Annotated in this window: 14 protein-coding genes; 9 read left to right on the forward strand and 5 right to left on the reverse strand. The window is 59.5% G+C overall.

Annotated features, from left to right (window positions below; genetic code table 11):
• Window positions 1–108: 108 nt before the first annotated feature.
• The 3 genes from ccmI to AC2FNN_RS01015 are packed head-to-tail and all read left to right on the forward strand — an operon-like array spanning window position 109 to window position 2,041.
• Entirely contained in the window at window positions 109–1,329 is a 1,221-nt protein-coding gene (gene ccmI, locus AC2FNN_RS01005) for a c-type cytochrome biogenesis protein CcmI (RefSeq protein WP_496755980.1), read from the forward strand.
• Window positions 1,326–1,790 carry a Holliday junction resolvase RuvX gene (gene ruvX / locus AC2FNN_RS01010; protein WP_171631328.1) on the forward strand — a complete coding sequence of 155 codons (465 nt, stop codon included), beginning with the start codon at window positions 1,326–1,328 and terminating at the stop codon, window positions 1,788–1,790. Before ccmI ends, ruvX begins: the two co-directional genes overlap by 4 nt.
• 17 nt (window positions 1,791–1,807) lie before the next feature.
• Entirely contained in the window at window positions 1,808–2,041 is a 234-nt protein-coding gene (locus AC2FNN_RS01015) for a DUF1289 domain-containing protein (RefSeq protein ID WP_496755982.1), read from the forward strand.
• Window positions 2,042–2,694: 653 nt separating this feature from the next.
• Here the strand turns inward: AC2FNN_RS01015 and AC2FNN_RS01020 are convergent.
• The 5 genes from AC2FNN_RS01020 to AC2FNN_RS01040 all read right to left on the reverse strand — a co-directional run bounded on the left by AC2FNN_RS01020 (window position 2,695) and on the right by AC2FNN_RS01040 (window position 6,815).
• The gene (locus AC2FNN_RS01020) at window positions 2,695–3,423 is read right to left on the reverse strand and encodes a SpoIIAA family protein (protein ID WP_496755984.1); all 729 of its coding nucleotides are present in this window, start codon (window positions 3,421–3,423) and stop codon (window positions 2,695–2,697) included.
• 36 nt (window positions 3,424–3,459) lie between these two features.
• Window positions 3,460–4,194, reverse strand: coding sequence for a hypothetical protein (locus AC2FNN_RS01025; protein WP_496756098.1), 735 nt, complete (start codon window positions 4,192–4,194; stop codon window positions 3,460–3,462).
• Between the two features lie 44 nt (window positions 4,195–4,238).
• Window positions 4,239–5,063, reverse strand: coding sequence for a sulfite exporter TauE/SafE family protein (locus AC2FNN_RS01030; RefSeq protein WP_171327944.1), 825 nt, complete (start codon window positions 5,061–5,063; stop codon window positions 4,239–4,241).
• A gap of 15 nt (window positions 5,064–5,078) precedes the next feature.
• Window positions 5,079–6,074 carry a tRNA dihydrouridine(20/20a) synthase DusA gene (dusA, locus tag AC2FNN_RS01035; RefSeq protein ID WP_496755985.1) on the reverse strand — a complete coding sequence of 332 codons (996 nt, stop codon included), beginning with the start codon at window positions 6,072–6,074 and terminating at the stop codon, window positions 5,079–5,081.
• Window positions 6,075–6,212: 138 nt separating this feature from the next.
• Window positions 6,213–6,815: a TetR/AcrR family transcriptional regulator gene (locus AC2FNN_RS01040; RefSeq protein WP_496755987.1), complete on the reverse strand. Its 603-nt coding sequence runs from the start codon at window positions 6,813–6,815 to the stop codon at window positions 6,213–6,215.
• A gap of 141 nt (window positions 6,816–6,956) precedes the next feature.
• Between AC2FNN_RS01040 and AC2FNN_RS01045 the strand changes: the two genes are divergently transcribed.
• From AC2FNN_RS01045 to AC2FNN_RS01070, 6 genes are all read left to right on the forward strand, one after another.
• Window positions 6,957–7,421 (forward strand): (2Fe-2S)-binding protein, encoded by a 465-nt coding sequence (locus AC2FNN_RS01045; RefSeq protein WP_496755989.1) that lies wholly within the window; start codon window positions 6,957–6,959, stop codon window positions 7,419–7,421.
• Window positions 7,422–7,424: 3 nt separating this feature from the next.
• Window positions 7,425–9,611, forward strand: a complete 2,187-nt coding sequence (locus AC2FNN_RS01050; RefSeq protein WP_496755991.1) for a xanthine dehydrogenase family protein molybdopterin-binding subunit — start codon at window positions 7,425–7,427, stop codon at window positions 9,609–9,611.
• A 132-nt stretch (window positions 9,612–9,743) separates the two neighbouring features.
• Window positions 9,744–11,063 (forward strand): glutamine synthetase family protein, encoded by a 1,320-nt coding sequence (locus AC2FNN_RS01055; RefSeq protein ID WP_496755993.1) that lies wholly within the window; start codon window positions 9,744–9,746, stop codon window positions 11,061–11,063.
• A 58-nt stretch (window positions 11,064–11,121) separates the two neighbouring features.
• Window positions 11,122–11,802 carry a type 1 glutamine amidotransferase gene (locus AC2FNN_RS01060; RefSeq protein ID WP_496755995.1) on the forward strand — a complete coding sequence of 227 codons (681 nt, stop codon included), beginning with the start codon at window positions 11,122–11,124 and terminating at the stop codon, window positions 11,800–11,802.
• The gene (locus AC2FNN_RS01065) at window positions 11,802–13,160 is read left to right on the forward strand and encodes a glutamine synthetase family protein (protein WP_496755996.1); all 1,359 of its coding nucleotides are present in this window, start codon (window positions 11,802–11,804) and stop codon (window positions 13,158–13,160) included. Before AC2FNN_RS01060 ends, AC2FNN_RS01065 begins: the two co-directional genes overlap by 1 nt.
• Before the next feature lie 8 nt (window positions 13,161–13,168).
• Window positions 13,169–14,473, forward strand: coding sequence for an NAD(P)/FAD-dependent oxidoreductase (locus AC2FNN_RS01070; protein ID WP_496755997.1), 1,305 nt, complete (start codon window positions 13,169–13,171; stop codon window positions 14,471–14,473).
• Window positions 14,474–14,522 lie beyond the last annotated feature (49 nt).

Raw genomic sequence — 14,522 nt, forward strand, 5'->3', positions numbered from 1 at the left:
CAACGCCGCAATATCGCACTATTGCGACATGTCGCTCATTCGCGGCCATTTGTCCCTTTTGTCGGGCGTCTCACAGGTCTAAGTCAGGGCAGCATCCTCGGAGGGACCATGACGTTCTGGGTTCTGATTTTTCTTGTCGCGCTGCTGATCGCAGCTTTTCTCAGCTTTACCCTGCTGCGCAAACGCCGTGGGGATGAACCCGCGGCGGCATACGATCTGCGGGTTTATCGCGAACAGTTGGCCGGTGTGGACCGGGATCTGGCGCGCGGGGTCATTGGCGAGGCCGACGCTGAAAGGGTGCGCACGGAAATTTCCCGTCGCATTCTGGCCGCAGATGACCAGATGAAGAAAGAGGGCGCCGGCGCCGGGCCATCTCGTGCGGTTTCGGTGTTGTCGATCCTGGCAATCTCGTTGCTTCTGATCGGTGGTGCATTGGCGATGTATCATCGCAAAGGGGCCGTGGGTTTGCCTGACATGCCGCTGACCGCACGGCTTGAACTGGCCAAGGAAGTGCGCGCCAACCGGCCATCCCAAAGCGCCGCGGAAGAACTGGCGACCCCGCCTCAACCTGCGCAGCTGGAAGAAAGCTATGCCAACCTGCTGAAGCAGTTGCGGGAAACCGTTGCAAGCCGGCCGGATGATTTGCAGGGTCAGATGTTGCTGGCGCAGCACGAGACGAATGCGGGCAACTTCAAGGATGGGTACACCGCGCAGCAAAAGGTGATCGAGCTGTCAGGCGACAGCGCCACGGCTGATACCTATGCGGACCTGGCAGAAATGATGATTCTGGCCGCAGGTGGATATGTCTCACCCGAAGCGGAACAGGCGCTGATCGAAGCGCTGAACCGTGACCCTCGTCACGGCCCGGCGCGCTATTATTGGGGGCAGATGCTGGCCCAGATCGGGCGGCCGGACCTAGCCTATCGCATGTGGGTCGAAACGTTGCAGGATTCCCCCGCAGGTGCGCCATGGGCTGAAGCAATTCGGGCTCAGATCGACGAACTGGCCTTTCGTGCCGGCGTTTTCAATGCACCGGATCTGAGCACAGCACCCGGCCCCAGTCAGGAAGACATGGCCGCCGCCGCGGAGCTGAGCCCCGAAGAGCGGCAGCAGATGATTCAGGGCATGGTGGAACAGCTGTCTGATCGGCTGGCGACAGAGGGCGGATCCCCCGAGGAATGGGCCCGCCTGATCGCCGCCTTGGGCGTTCTTGGCCAGGGCCAGCGTGCCATCGATATTCGCGATGAGGCCATGGAAGTCTTTGCTGGCAATTCAGAGGCGTTGCAGATCATCGATGCAGCGGCCCTTCAAGCCGGGATCGCCCAATGATTCATGACGCTATCGAAGAATTTGCAGCAGCGCTGCAACCGATGAGTGCCTTGATGGGTCTGGACCTTGGGGAAAAGACAATCGGAGTCGCGGTGTCCGACCGCATGCGCGGAGTCGCCAGCCCGCTGGAAACCGTGCGACGCAAGAAATTCACGCTCGATTCCGCGCGCCTGATCGAAATTGTCACCGATCGCGAGATCGGGGGCATCCTGTTGGGTTTGCCCAAGAACATGGATGGCAGCGAAGGGCCACGATGCCAGTCAACACGGGCATTTGCGCGCAATTTGTCCCGCCTGACCGATCTGCCCATCGGATTTTGGGACGAACGGCTCAGCACAGTTGCGGCAGAAAAAGCACTACTTGAGGCGGATACGACACGAAAACGTCGCGGACAGGTTATTGATCACGTTGCAGCCAGCTATATCTTGCAAGGTGCGCTGGACAGGCTGCGCTTTTTGTAACGGGTCGGAGACCAGTGATGACGAATATGGTTTGGAAAAGGAATGAGGTCGAAAGCCCTTGTGTCCAGATCTGCGTCGTTCACCCAACTGAACGTATCTGCACCGGCTGCTATCGCACGATTGATGAAATCACCCGCTGGTCCAAGATGGACAGCAGCGAACGCGCCGAAATCATGGAAGATCTGCCAACCAGAAAGCCGCGCCTCGGCAAACGCCGTGGTGGGCGTGCAGCGCGCATAAACGGTTCCTGAAATCAACTGGTCTGCATCGGGAACAAATCCCTGTGGTTTTAAGATTTGTCGCGGACCTGTTCGTTCGGCTCGTGCCCGCGCAGTTCTGACTCGAACAGAGCTGCGATTTCGGATCTGCTTGTTTTGGCAGTCCCGCATTTTTCGGCTGCATGTTGGACATGCTTCGTGCCGGTCTTGTCCGCCTTGAATGCTGGCGTCTTGCGTGCCGCTAATCTTTCCATCAACAACCTGAGTGTCATCGCAAACTTCCCGCTTCCAATAACCGTGCCGCCACGGGCCGAATTCGAGCTCTGCCAAGGGGCCGGCTCATGAACGCATCAGTTCAACGTGAGTGGAGGCCCGCAGCGACACGGCGTAGGTAAGTGCATTTCCGGTCAGATTTAGGGGGAAAACACGCGGTTTTTGGTCCGTGTTGACCTTAAGGTCAGAAATTCCACGGAAAAACCCACCAGTTCCCTTACGTCACAATTCTTGACCGGCACGGTATCAAGACCGGTTTCAAGACATCTGGTGCGTGTCGGGCCGTGGAATACGCCAATCAGATTTGGTCAATTCGCGCCCAAACGTGCTTTGTCCTGACCAAAGAACAAAGCACGCCAGCCGCCTGTTGGCAGCAAGATCACAAGATGCAGGCAGGGGCGCCGAGCAGGTCCTTATCCCGCAGCCAGCCAGGTTTTGGCGTTTTCGATTTCCTCGGACGGAAAGAACTGAGTCCGTGTGCCCAATACATGACTGGCGACACGTTGTGCCATATGCTGCCAGCTTTTGTCCCCGACGATGGCCGCGCGATCCAGTTGTCCGATGTGGCGGCTGGCCAGACGAAAATGTGCTGCAAGAGCGGACAATCCCTGCCAGCCGTCAAAATCCCGCAGGTCGATCAGCAACCGAAACCCGGACCGGTCATGCAACAAAGCGTCCAGGTCGCGTTCGGCTTGCTTGTACTCCTCGGGATCCAGTTTTCCCAAAAGGCTGATCTGCACACATGGGCCCTCAAGATCGGTCACGTGAATGGATCCCAGCGACTCGCGCATCCAGCGCCGGGCGGCCTCAAGATCGGCCAGTTCAAAGACCTGAACGGGGCATGGCAGGATCGGAGCGGCCAATCGGATGCTGGTTTGCACCCAACCCTGATCGGCAACAACCGCGATCCGGTCAAACCCCCGCCAGTGGCTGAGCCCCAGTTTGGTGTCAGACCAGGCCGCACCCAAATCATACCCCTTGAACTCTGGCTGCACGATGGCCAAAAGCCGAACGGAATCATGTTCGGTCAGCGCTGCTTCGATCGCGGGAACCAGAATATTCGCATAGTCGGCGCTGGTGACTTGCCCCGACAACTCGACTTCTATCAACGCACCATCAGAATTCGTATGGACCGTAATCATCGGTCAAAACCTCCAAAGCCAAACAATGACAGGAGGTTAAGTGGATTCGACCCATTCCGCCACACCCCCGGCACATTCCGGGCGGAAATAGGCGATCATCCGTCCATCCGGCCCTGCGCTTGCCGTTTCCGCCCAGGGGGCAACCCCGTGCAGGCAGTGGCGGTGCAGAACGTAAGCCTCACCCGGTTTTGCAGGCAGTTCGATTCGCGGGCAGGTTTCGAAAACTTCGCGACGGGCGGATTGGTAGATATCCGTAATATCGACTTCATGCAGGTGCTCGTGTGGTGTCCCCGCAAGGGCGCGCTTGAACGCCGCACCCAGAATATGATGGCTGCCTTCCCACAACACCATGGGCGACGCATCCGGGCTGGCCTCGGTCAGCGGTATGCCCAAAATCCAGGCGTGCGGTTCATCCACTCGGCGGCGACGATCCGGCCCCATCGGGCGCAAACCGTCCACATGGGCCGCGTCCCGATTTCTGCGATACCGCGCGGCGGCCTCGTTTTCCCCCCGACGCGGGCGTGGATATCCCGGATGAATGACCGAGACTTGGCCTTTGTGAAGCGGCAACTGCCCGTAACGCCCTGCAATGAATGACATGGCGGTTCCGGCCAAAGGCCCTGATTGGCCAACCCTGCCCTGCGCGTCATTGGGCAATGCGTCAACACCGATGAACCACGTCCCGTCACAATCCAGCCAGTCAGCATGGGCCGGGTCCGTTACCGCGGCCCGTGCGGCAGGCAGCGCATGGCCCACCCAGGCCGCAAGCATTGGGTCATTCGGGAATTTCACCCAACCCCTGACGTCAAAATCCTTCACAAACCCACCGCCTTGCGCAGCATATTGAGCGCCACCAGCGTAAGGAACACGGCGAATACGCGCTTCAAGGGTTTCGGATCCATCGCATGGGCCAGCTTCACCCCCCAGGGCGCGGTGATCATCGTCATTGCCACGACGATTCCGAAGGCCACCAGATTGACCGCCCCAATGGTCAGCGGAGGCCGGTGTTCCGGCGCGATATCCAGAAACAAAAACCCGATGACCGAGGGCACGGCGATGATCACGCCAAACCCGGCGGCGGTTGCGACGGCACGGTGGATCGGCGTGTTGTAGAGGCTCATCAGCGGCACACCAAAACTGCCGCCACCTATTCCCATCAGAACCGAAAGAAACCCGACCGCAGGGGACAGGATGGCCCGCTTTATTCCACCGGGCATGACATCACCCAGCCGCCATTCCGAACGACCCAGCCCCAGATAGGCCCCGATCACCATTCCCAATATGCCGAACAGCGCCTGCAAGGCTTCGGTCCGCAGGGCCGAGGCAACCAGAACTCCGATGATCGCACCGACGACAATTCCCGGCCCCCAGCCGCGCAGGATATCCCAATCCACCGCACCCTTTTTATTGTGCGCAAGGACGGATCGGACAGATGTCACGATGATCGTGGCCAGCGACGTGGCCAGACACAGTTGCATCAACTGCGGGCCGCCATAACCAAGAGTTTGAAATGCATAGAAAAAGGCGGGCACCAAGACGATTCCACCGCCGACCCCCAGCAATCCGGCTAGTACGCCGGCCAGCGCTCCGATCGCAAGCAAAAGGCCCAGCATCTGGGCCAGTAACATCGTCTCGGGCATCGTTCCCCCTGCCGCTTAAACTTCTGCCATGGGCGCCACTTGATCCAGCGCCCGCAGCATCACCTCGGGTCCGGCCCCATCCTGCACAGCCCCTTCTGACAAGGCGCGCCGCCATGCGCGGGCCCCGGGACGACCTGCGAAAAGGCCCAACATATGACGCGTGATCTGGTGCAAACGCCCGCCATTGGCAAGATGCCGCTGCACATAAGGCACCATATGTTGAACGATCGCGAACGGATCACGCGTCGTTCCGGTTCCAAAGATGCGTCGGTCAGCATCCGACAGGATATCGCCCGGCTGATGATACGCGGCCCGGCCGATCATCACCCCATCCAGGCCGGCTTCTAGATGCGCGGCTGCCTCGTCCAGCGTGTTGATGCCGCCATTGATCGATATGTGAAGATCCGAAAACTCATCCTTCATCCGATGCACAAGGTCATAGTCCAAAGGCGGGATATCCCGGTTTTCCTTGGGGCTCAGCCCTTGCAGCCACGCCTTGCGGGCATGGATTGTCACCCTTTGGCAACCTGCCGCGCTGATGTGCTCAAGAAACGCGGGCAATACATCTTCGGGCTCCTGATCATCGACCCCGATGCGGCATTTCACGGTGACATCCACGTTCACCGCTTCGCGCATGGCTGTCATGCAGTCGGCAACGCGGGCCGGGTCTTTCATCAAAACCGCGCCGAAAGTGCCGGATTGCACCCGATCCGACGGGCAGCCGCAGTTCAGATTGATCTCATCATACCCGGCCTCAGCCCCCAAACGCGCGGCCTGCGCCAGTTCTTCCGGGTCAGAGCCGCCGAGTTGCAAGGCAACCGGATGCTCCTCGGGAGAGTGGTCCAACAGATGCAACGCCCCGCCCCGCACGAGCGCCGGCGCAGTCACCATCTCGGTGTACAGCAACGTTTCCGCGCTGAGCAGCCGATGAAAATAGCGGCAGTGGCGATCTGTCCAATCCATCATGGGTGCCACGCTTAAACGCGCAGCCTGTGTTGCCTTGCCTGTCACAGCAACGCCTCCGTCCTGCTATGCTTCGAAATCCGATGGCCTGTCAGTGGCCTTGCCCACCCGAATCAAGTGAAAAAGTCCTAACACATTCCTCTGACGACGTCCCGACGGCGACCGTCAGAATTCAGCTGCTTCCGATCAGACGCCATATCGGCTCATCACCATCTGGACACTGCTTTCGATCGTGTCCGTCATCTCGGTTTCGCTGAGCGCACCACCCGTAAACAGCAGCGGCCAGAAGGCACGTGCCTTGATCAGGCCAATGAATTCGCGCCCGGCCCGTTCCGGATCATCGATCCGAAGCTGCCCATCCTCGGCCGCATCCTTGAGCATGGCAATGAATGTCGCCGTCTTGTCCAGCTTGCCCTGCGCTTCCGCCGCAAGCGTCGGGTTGCGCAAGGTTTCGCTGATCACCATCCGGGCCATCGCGATAACATCGGACCGCATCAGAATACGTCCCTCAGCCCAGGCCAGTTCGGTCAGTTGCGTTCGAATGCCACGACCTTTTTCATACCGGATTTCCAGCACTTCAGCAAAGCGGTTGGACAATTCGACCACGATGGAGCGGAACAGGTTTTCTTTACTTTCAAAGTACTTGTACAACGTACGCTTGGACACTTCGGCCCGTGCTGAAATGCGATCCATACTGGCCGCAGCAAAGCCCTTTTCCTGGAACTCGGCCACGGCAGCTTCGATGATCTGTGCGCGCTTGGACGCATTCTGTGCGCTGCATTCGTTCATGTCAGAGCTATAGACCTATTGACGTGCACTGGTCAAACACTAGGTAAACGCTGGAGTTTACAAGGGCGAAATTATATGCCATAAGTAAACCCGCGAGTTTACCAATTACGGAAACCAGCACCAACAGGAGACCCCCTCATCATGGCTCTGAAATTGAACCTGAACGGCAAGACCCACGAGGTTGATGCCGAACCTGGAACGCCTCTTCTCTGGGTGATCCGAGACGAACTGAAACTGACCGGCACGAAATTCGGCTGCGGCGTGGCATCCTGCGGGGCCTGTACCGTGCACCTGAACGGTGAGCCCGTCCGTTCCTGTCAGACATTCATTGAAGACGTCGAAGACGCCGAAGTCACGACCATCGAAGCAGTCGGTGACGACAAGATCGGTGCTGCCGTACAGCAGGCCTGGGTCGAACTGGATGTCGTCCAGTGCGGCTATTGCCAGTCGGGTCAGGTGATGTCGGCTGTCGGGCTGTTGTCCGAGAACCCGAAGCCGTCGGTCCAGGAGATTGACGAATACATGTCCGGCAATGCCTGCCGCTGCGCCACCTATCAACGCATCCGCGCCGGCATCCAGCGCGCATCTGAAATTCTGGAGGCCTGATCCATGACCATCAACACCTCTCGCCGTGGGTTTCTGAAAAGCGCCGCCGCTGCCGGTGCCGTCCTGCTGGTCGGCGCCCGCCCTGATGGTGTGCTGGCCGCGGCCTCGTCCGAGACCGCGCAGTTCAATCCGTTTGTGAAGATTGATGCCGATGGCACCGTGACCGCCATCGTCAAACACTTTGAAAAAGGTCAGGGCCCTGCAACCGGACTGCCGACGCTGATTGCCGAAGAAATCGGCCTGACCATGGACCAGATCGAATACGAGTTCGCCCCCTCGGATCCGAATGTCTACAACAACCTGCTGTTCGGGCCATTCCAGGGCACCGGCGGCTCGACCGCGATGGCGAATTCGTGGCTGCAATACCGTCAGGCCGGCGCTGCCGCGCGCGAAATGCTGATCAACGCCGCCGCGCAGAGCTGGGGCGTGGATGCATCCGGCATCACCATCGAAGACGGCATCGTGAAGGCAGGCGACAAGTCGGCTCCGATCGCTGAATTTGTGTCCGCTGCGTCGCAATTGGACGCTCCGGCAGAGCCGCGCCTGAAGGACCCGTCCGAATTTCGTCTGATCGGAAATGAAACGGTGCGCCGCAAGGATACAGCAATCAAAAGCAACGGCCAGGCGATGTTTGCCATGGACGTTCACCTGCCCAACCAGATGATCGCCATGATCAAACGCCCCGAAGCGAAGGGCGGTATCGCGCTGGGCTTTGATGACAGCGCATCGAAAGGGATCAAAGGCTATATCAGCGCCGGGGTTCTGCCCAATCAGGCAGGCGTCGCGGTGTACGCCGAGAACACCTGGTCCGCGATTCAGGCGCGCGATGCACTTGAGGTCGAGTGGGATATGTCAGGCGCTGAAACCCGCGACTCGGACCAGATCAAGGCTGAGATCATGGCGGCGCTGGACGCAGCACCCACGTATAACGTGAACAAGGCTGACGTTGCCGCTGTGGCAACCGCCATCGACGGCGCGGATAAGGTCGTTGAAAAAACCTTCTACTTCCCCCTTCTCGCTCATGCCCCGATGGAGCCGCTGAACTGCACCATCGAGCAGACGGCAGAGGGTGACATCGTCCTGCATGACGGCGCGCAGATGCCGACCGGGCCGCATATGGCCTATCAGCAGATCTTCCAACTGCCGCCCGAGAAGATCCACATCAAAACCATGCTGGCAGGCGGGTCTTTCGGTCGCCGCGCCACCCCGGATGCGGATTATCAGGTCGAGGCTGCGCTGGCCTTTGCCGTCACCGACCGCTCGCGCCCGGTCAAACTTGTCTGGACGCGCGAAGACGACATTCGCAGCGGGTATTACCGCCCCGCCTTTGGCCACAAGGTCCGCGTGGGCCTGGACGCCGAAGGCAACATCGTCGGGTGGCAGCACCAGATTGCCGGTCAATCCGTGATCAAGGGCACCCCGTTCGAGGCTGTTCTGGTTCATGACGGCATCGACCACAGCTCGGTCGAAGGCGTTTCGGACAGCCCCTACAGCATCCCCGGCATGGCGGTGGGCCTGACCGACACACCGAAGGCGACGACGGTTCTGTGGTGGCGCTCGGTCGGGCACACCCACACCGCCTATACGATGGAGACCATGATGGATCTGGTGGCAGAGGCCGCCGGTCGCGATCCGGTGGAATTCCGTCTGGCCCATCTGACCGACAGCAGCAACGCGGACCAGCAGCGCAAGGCAGCTGTTTTGAAGCTGGCGGCCGAAAAGGCAAATTGGGGCAACGCGCCAGAAGGTCGGTCGCAAGGAATTGCCGTTCACAAGTCCTTTGGGTCTTTCGCGGCTGAAGTGGTCGAAATCTCGGGCGATCCGGAAAGTGGCATCAGGATTGAAAAGGTCACCTGTGCCGTGGATTGCGGTATCGCCGTGAACCCCGATATCGTGCGGGCCCAGATGGAAGGCGGCATCGGCTATGGCATTGGCCATGTGATGCGTGACCAGATCACCCTGACAAGCGGGGCTGTGGATCAATACAACTTCCCGGATTACGAACCGCTGCGTATCGGGGATATTGCCGCAATCGACGTGCATATCGTGCCATCGGCCGAAGCGCCAACCGGCGTCGGAGAACCCGGCACGCCACCGTCAGCACCGGCTTTGGCCAATGCGATCAAGGCCCTGTCAGGTTTGCATGTGGCGCAATTGCCCATGGAAGAACATGGCGTAAGCTTTGCCTGAAGACAGCTCTCCGCGCCGGTCTGACCGGCGCGGGGCGTTCCTTGAACACCCAAGCCAGAATTTGATCAAATTTGGTGACAAAGCACATCCATTGAAGTAAATCACTGGGGAGTTTCACTGACGGAGCCCCCAATGGATCTGAGAGCCCTGCACAATTTTCGCGTTGCCGCATGTGACCTGAACGGTCAGATGCGTGGCAAACGCGTGCCCCCTGGCTATGCTGACAAACTGGGAAAAGGTGCCGTGCGAATGCCGTTTTCGGCACTGAACGTAGACCTGTGGGGCGCTGACATCGAAGGAAGCCCGCTGGTCTTTGAAACCGGCGACGCAGATGGGGTGCTGCGCCCGACCGAACGTGGCCCGGTACCCGTGCCCTGGCTGGATACGGAAACAGCGCTGGTGCCAATGTGTCTGTATGATGATGACGGCGCACCGTTCCCGGGCGACCCCCGGCATGCCCTGTCCGCCATACTCGACCGCTATGCGCAACGCGGCTGGTCCGTTGTTGCCGCGACAGAGTTGGAGTTCACACTTGTTGACGCTTCTGGCGCGCAACCGCAACCACCGGTGAATCCGATCACAGGGCGGCGCCTTGCGGATGAGGCCGTTCTGTCGGTTGCCGAAATGGACGCGTTCGAGGCGTTCTTTACCGACCTGTACGATGGCTGCGCCGCAATGGGCATCCCGGCGCAGACGGCCATTTCAGAAAGCGGCATCGGCCAGTTCGAGATCAACCTGAACCATCAGGACGCCATGCGCTGTGCCGATGATACGTGGTTTTTCAAGGCATTGACGCGTGGATTGGCGCGCAGGCACGGATTTGCGGCCACCTTCATGTCCAAACCTTATGCCGATGACGCAGGCAACGGAATGCATGTGCATTTCTCGGTGTTGGACCAGAACGGGCACAATGTGTTCGACAATAACGGGCCGGAAGGCACCGAGAAATTGCGGTCTGCCGTAGCTGGCTGTGTCGCAGCCATGCCGGGCAGCTCGCTGATATTTGCACCCCACGGCAACTCCTACACTCGGCTCATACCGGGTGCACATGCGCCCACGGGCGCCTGCTGGGCTTATGAAAACCGAACTGCAGCCATTCGCATCCCGGGCGGGGCCCCGGCCGCACGGCGCATCGAACACCGCGTCGCTGGCGGGGACATAAACCCGTATCTGATGCTAACGGCGGTTCTGGGTGCGGCACTTGTCGGCATCGAGGACGGCTTGATCCCACCTGCCCCGATCACGGGGAACGCCTATGATATCGCGGACCTGCCTCAGCTGATGCCGGATTGGTCGAGTGCGATTGACAGGTTCGCCACGGATCCGTTGGTGGCGCGGCTGTTCCCCGCTGACCTGATCCGCTATCTGACCATGACCAAACGACAAGAAATCACCCGGTTCGAGAACATCCCGCCCGAGGATCACTGGCTGAGCTATCTCGAGACGGTTTGACCCCCTTGCCGCGTCAACCAGTCTCGGTTAGGATTAATTTGATCAAATTTGGTGACACATGAAAATCGGTATTCTACAAACCGGCCACACCCCCGAGGTGCTACAGGAAGAATTCGGGGATTATGACGAACTTTTCCCCACGTTGCTGCGTGGCAACGGGTTCGAGTTCGTCACCTTCGCCGTCGTGGACGGCACCTTCCCCGATGGTGCGGATGATGCGGATGGATGGATCATTACCGGATCGCGTCACGGGGTTTACGAGGACCTTCCATGGATCGCCCCGCTGGAAGCGTTGGTGCGCAAGATTCGGGAAAGTGGAAAACCAATGATCGGCGTTTGCTTTGGCCATCAGATCATTGCTCAGGCACTGGGTGGCAAGGTCGAGAAATTCTCGAAAGGATGGGCCGTAGGTCGTACTGAATACGAATATGACGGCAACAAATTATGGCTGAATGCCTGGCATCAGGATCAGGTTGTCGAACTGCCCGAAGGGGCGTGCGTTCTGGGTCAGAACGCATTTTGCGAAAATGCGATGTTGGCTTATGGGGACACGATCTGGACGGTTCAGGCCCACCCCGAATTCACCAATGGTTTTGTCGCGGGCCTGATGCGCACACGGGGCAAGGGCGTGGTGCCCGAAGACCTGATGCGCGAGGCCGCAAATCGCGAAACCGCCCCGGATGACAACGCCACAATCGCGCGCCATATGGCCGAGTTTTTAAAGAAAGAGAGAGCCTGATGGCTGATTGGACTGACAAACTGCCGGAAGCCGCCAAAGCCTATTTCCACGGACAGCGGCTGGACGAGGTTGAGTGTATCATCTCGGACCTTCCCGGAATTGCACGCGGCAAGGCCGTGCCTGCCACGAAATTTGCCAAGCAATCCTACTTTCACCTACCCGACAGCATCTTCTTCCAGACCATCACGGGGGACTGGGGTGAAGCCGCAGGTGACGACGGGTTCATCGAAAAGGACATGATCCTGAAGCCCGACTATTCGACGGCTTCAGCCGCGCCCTGGACAGGGGACTGGACGCTGCAGGTGATCCACGACGCCTACGACCGGGACGGTGATCCGATCCCTTATAGCCCACGCAACGTGTTGAAACGCGTGGTCCAGCTGTATCATGACAAGGGATGGAAGCCGGTTGTTGCGCCAGAGATGGAGTTCTTTCTGGTCGCCCCCAACGTCGATCCCGCACAGGAAATCAAGCCGATGATGGGGCGTTCCGGTCGCCCGGCCGCGGCACGGCAGGCCTATTCCATGACGGCCGTGGACGAGTTTGGCCCGGTGATCGACGACATCTATGATTTCGCCGAGCATCAGGGGTTCGAGATCGACGGCATCACGCAGGAAGGCGGCGCCGGGCAGTTGGAAATCAACCTGCGTCACGGCAATCCGGTAAAACTGGCCGATGAAGTCTTCTATTTCAAACGACTGATCCGCGAGGCCGCGCTGCGCCACAATTGTTTTGCCACCTTCATGGCCAAACCGATCGAGGAAGAGCCGGGCTCGGCCATGCATATCCATCACTCGATCATCGACATGGAAACCGGCCAGAACATCTTCTCTGGTCCTCAAGGGGGAGAGACGGACGCGTTTTACCACTTTATCGCCGGTTTGCAGAACCACCTGCCCTCCGGTCTGGCGGTCATGGCGCCTTATGTGAATTCCTACCGGCGCTATGTGAAGGATCACGCGGCACCGATCAACCTGGAATGGGCCCGTGACAACCGCACCACCGGCATTCGCGTGCCCCTGTCCGGCCCGGAATCGCGGCGCGTCGAGAACCGCATCGCCGGTATGGACTGCAACCCGTATCTGGGCATCGCGCTGTCGCTGGCCTGCGGCTATCTCGGCCTGGTCGAGCAGGAACGCCCACGTCGTCAGTTCTATGGCGACGCTTATGAAGGCGAGGGCGATATCCCGCAGGTCATGGGCGAAGCACTGGATTTGTTCGACGAAGCCACCGCCCTGCACGAAGTTCTGGGCCCCGAATTCGCCCGCGTTTACGGCATCGTCAAACGGGCCGAGTACGAGGAGTTCCTACAGGTCATCTCTCCGTGGGAACGTGAACATCTGCTGATCAACGTCTGAGACCTTCCGTGAACCTGCTCTATTCCAATGACCGCAAGGGCGAGTACCCTGACAGCTGGTATGCTGCGACGGCACATCCGACGGATCGTTTTCCTGCGTTGTCAGAAGACACCAAAGCAGATGTGTGCGTTGTCGGTGGCGGTTATACGGGGCTGTCCGCGGCTCTTCATCTGGCCGAAGCCGGGTTCGACGTCGTGCTGCTTGAAGCGCACCGCGTCGGCTTTGGCGCGTCGGGCCGAAACGGCGGCCAGTTGGGCAGCGCGCAGCGGATGGATCAGGAAGACCTTGAGCGACTTGTTGGCGATGCTGACGCCGCCAGGCTATGGGAATTGGCCGAAGACGCCAAGGATCTGGTCAAATCCCTGATTGCAAAACACCGGATCGCGTGTGACCTGAAACCCGGTGTCGCCGTTCTGGGCCTGAACAAATCCGAGCAGAAAGAACTGCATGACCACGCCGGCCATCTTTCCGAGCGGTATGGATACGACCAGATCGAGCTGTTGGACGAAAACGCGGGTCATTCGCTGTGCCCGTCACCAGCCTATCAGGGGGGGTATCTGGATATGGGTGCGGCCCATCTGCACCCTTTGAACTTTGCCTTGGGACTGGCGCAAGCCGCGGCCAAAGCGGGCGTTCGTATCCATGAAAGCACCGAAGTGACCGGGATCGACGAGGGCCAGACGACAGTGATCCGAACGGCACACGGCAACGTTCGGGCCGAGCACGTCATTCTGGCCTGCAACGGGTATCTGGGCGATCTCGATCGTTCCGTCGCCGCCAGGGTCATGCCCATCAACAATTTCATTGCGGCCACCGAACCCCTTGGAACGGACGCCGCGCAGGTTTTGACCCGGGACGTGGCGGTTGCGGATACGAAATTCGTGGTGAACTATTTTCGCCTCAGCGCCGATGGCCGCCTCTTGTTCGGAGGCGGCGAAAGCTATGGCTATCGCTTTCCATCAGATGTCGCCGCCAAGGTCCGCAAACCGATGACCGAGATTTTCCCGCATTTGCGGGATGTGAAAATCGACTATGCCTGGGGTGGAACGCTGGCCATCACCATGCGGCGGATGCCGTACCTGGCCCGTGTCGCACCCAATATTCTTTCGGCTTCGGGATATTCCGGTCATGGTGTCGGCACTGCGACCCATGCCGGACAACTCATGGCCATGGCGATTCAGGGTCAGGCCGAAGGGTTTGACACGATGGCACGCGTGCCCGCGCTGTCTTTCCCCGGCGGCCCTGCCCTGCGCAGCCCGTTGCTGGTGCTGGCCATGACGTGGTTCGCACTGCGCGACCGGCTTGGGATCTGATCCACGTAAATTGCGACAGATTGGTGAATTTTCGCCTGCCTGGCGATTG

The sequence above is a fragment of the Ruegeria sp. BHSA118 genome, from assembly GCF_059613405.1.

Excerpts from the sequence above, each read along its gene's own strand:
- ccmI (WP_496755980.1), top strand. The coding sequence starts at position 109 with ATGACGTTCTGGGTTCTGATTTTTCTTGTCGCGCTGCTGATCGCAGCT.
- ruvX (WP_171631328.1), top strand. The coding sequence starts at position 1,326 with ATGATTCATGACGCTATCGAAGAATTTGCAGCAGCGCTGCAACCGATG.
- AC2FNN_RS01015 (WP_496755982.1), top strand. The coding sequence starts at position 1,808 with ATGACGAATATGGTTTGGAAAAGGAATGAGGTCGAAAGCCCTTGTGTC.
- AC2FNN_RS01020 (WP_496755984.1), bottom strand. The coding sequence starts at position 3,423 with ATGATTACGGTCCATACGAATTCTGATGGTGCGTTGATAGAAGTCGAG.
- AC2FNN_RS01025 (WP_496756098.1), bottom strand. The coding sequence starts at position 4,194 with ATGCTTGCGGCCTGGGTGGGCCATGCGCTGCCTGCCGCACGGGCCGCG.
- AC2FNN_RS01030 (WP_171327944.1), bottom strand. The coding sequence starts at position 5,063 with ATGCCCGAGACGATGTTACTGGCCCAGATGCTGGGCCTTTTGCTTGCG.
- AC2FNN_RS01040 (WP_496755987.1), bottom strand. The coding sequence starts at position 6,815 with ATGAACGAATGCAGCGCACAGAATGCGTCCAAGCGCGCACAGATCATC.
- AC2FNN_RS01045 (WP_496755989.1), top strand. The coding sequence starts at position 6,957 with ATGGCTCTGAAATTGAACCTGAACGGCAAGACCCACGAGGTTGATGCC.
- AC2FNN_RS01050 (WP_496755991.1), top strand. The coding sequence starts at position 7,425 with ATGACCATCAACACCTCTCGCCGTGGGTTTCTGAAAAGCGCCGCCGCT.
- AC2FNN_RS01055 (WP_496755993.1), top strand. The coding sequence starts at position 9,744 with ATGGATCTGAGAGCCCTGCACAATTTTCGCGTTGCCGCATGTGACCTG.
- AC2FNN_RS01060 (WP_496755995.1), top strand. The coding sequence starts at position 11,122 with ATGAAAATCGGTATTCTACAAACCGGCCACACCCCCGAGGTGCTACAG.
- AC2FNN_RS01065 (WP_496755996.1), top strand. The coding sequence starts at position 11,802 with ATGGCTGATTGGACTGACAAACTGCCGGAAGCCGCCAAAGCCTATTTC.